The sequence below is a fragment of the Frankia sp. AgKG'84/4 genome (assembly GCF_023242965.2).
GTDB lineage: Bacteria > Actinomycetota > Actinomycetes > Frankiales > Frankiaceae > Frankia.
Window position 1 is genome coordinate 1 of the sequence record NZ_JALKFU020000984.1, and the last position, 1,930, is coordinate 1,930.

The 1,930-nt window shown below is 76.6% G+C and carries 2 protein-coding genes; both read left to right on the forward strand.

Going from position 1 to position 1,930, the window contains the following annotated elements; translation table 11 throughout:
• Nucleotides 1-1,124, forward strand: a 1,124-nt coding sequence (locus MXD58_RS26590; RefSeq protein WP_250610524.1) for an NHL repeat-containing protein, incomplete at its 5' end; no start/stop codon positions are given.
• Nucleotides 1,121-1,930: acylphosphatase (locus MXD58_RS26595; protein ID WP_250610526.1), on the forward strand; the 810-nt coding region annotated here is incomplete at its 3' end. The genes MXD58_RS26590 and MXD58_RS26595, both read left to right, overlap by 4 nt.

The following is a 1,930-nucleotide window of genomic DNA, read 5'->3' on the forward strand; positions in this document are numbered from 1 at the left end:
CGGCGCGGCCGACGGCGTCGTTCCTCTACGCGCCGCGCGGGGTGTGGCTCGGCGAGGACCTGCTCGTCGCCGCCGACTCGGGCAATCACCGGATCCTGCTCTGGCACGGCCGGCCCGAGCGCGACGGGACTCCCGCCGACGTCGTGCTCGGCCAGCCCGACGCCCTCAGCGAGGGCCCGGCCGCCGGCGGTCGTGGTCCTGCCCGCGGCCTGCACCTGCCGACCGGCGTCCTCGTCACCGAGGGCCGGCTCGTCGTCGCCGACGCGTGGCATCACCGGGTACTGGTCTGGGACCGCGTGCCCGAGTCGCCGGACGTCGCCCCTGACCTGGTTCTCGGCCAGCCCGATGCGGACAGCGTCGAGGCGAACCGAGGTGGCGGCTGCGGCCCGACCACCTTTTACTGGCCGTTCGGTGTCGCGCTCGCCGGCGGGCGCTTCTACGTCGCCGACACCGGCAACCGCCGGGTACTCGGCTGGTCCGACGGCCTCCCGTCCTCGCCGGACACCCCGGCCGACCTGGTGCTCGGCCAGCCCGACCCGCAGGCGCGGGCCGACAATCGCGGCGGGACGCCCGGCCCGGCCAGCTTCCGGTGGCCGCACGACGTCACCGGCTCCGCCCACGCACTGCTCGTCGCCGACGCCGGCAACCACCGGCTGCTCGGCTGGTCACCGCATCCCACCGCGGACGGCGACGCGGGCCTCGTCCTCGGCCAGCCCGACGCCGTCACCTGCGGCGAGTCGCCGTATGCCGGCGGGCGGGCCGACCGGCTGCGGTTCCCCTACGCCGCCGACTGGGACGACGGTCTGCTGGCCGTCGCGGACACCGCCGACAACCGTGTCCTGCTCTGGGACGGACTGCTGGCCAACGGCCGGGACGCGGCTGGTGCACCGGACACGACGGTGGGCGACTCGCCGGCGCCGGGAGACGGTCCGGTGCGCGGTTCGGCGCCGCCGGCGGGCGCGGTGCTGGGGCAGCCGACGTTCGCCGAGATCGGCGAGAACCGCTGGACCGCCGTCGGCCCCGACACGTTCTGCTGGCCGTACGGCCTGTCGCTGCGGGGCGAGCGCCTCGCCGTCGCCGACTCCGGCAACAACCGGATCATGATCTGGGAACGGCACCCATGAGCGGGCACCCGGCCGGATCGCCGCACGCCGGCCCTGGCCCGGCGACCGCGCCGGTGCGCTGCCGGGTCCTGGTCGAGGGGGTGGTGCAGGGCGTCGGCTTCCGGCCGTACGTGTACCGGCTGGCCCGGGAGCTGCGGCTGACGGGCGCGGTCGGCAACGACTCGGCCGCGGTCGTCATCGACGTCGACGGCACCACCGGGGACGTCGAGGAGTTCCTGCGCCGGCTCGCGCCGCAGGCGCCGCCGCTCGCCCGCGTCGACCGGATCACCGTCACGGAGGCGTCCGCCGGTGGCCCGCCCGATCGGGGGACGGCGGGAGAGCGGGCCGCTGACGGGTTCCGGATCGCGGCGAGCACCGTCACGGCCGGGCCACGCACCCTGCTGCCGCCGGACACCGCGGTGTGCGCCGACTGCCTGCGGGAGCTGTTCGACCCGGCCGATCGGCGCCACCGGCATCCGTTCATCACCTGCACGAACTGCGGCCCCCGCTTCACCATCGCCACGTCGCTGCCCTACGACCGGGCGGCGACCACCATGGCCGGGTTCCCGATGTGCGCCCGCTGCGCGGCCCAGTACGCCGACCCCGCGGACCGCCGTTTCCACGCCGAGCCCATCGCCTGCCCCGACTGCGGACCACAGCTGTGGTTCACCCCCGCGGGTCGGCCCGGCACCGCGCCGGATGGCCCGGACGGGCGGGTACGGGGAACGAACGCGGCGCTGGCGGCGGCCCAGCGGGCGCTCGCGGGCGGTGCGGTCGTCGCGGTCAAGGGTCTCGGCGGCTTCCACCTGGCCTGCGCCGCCGACGAC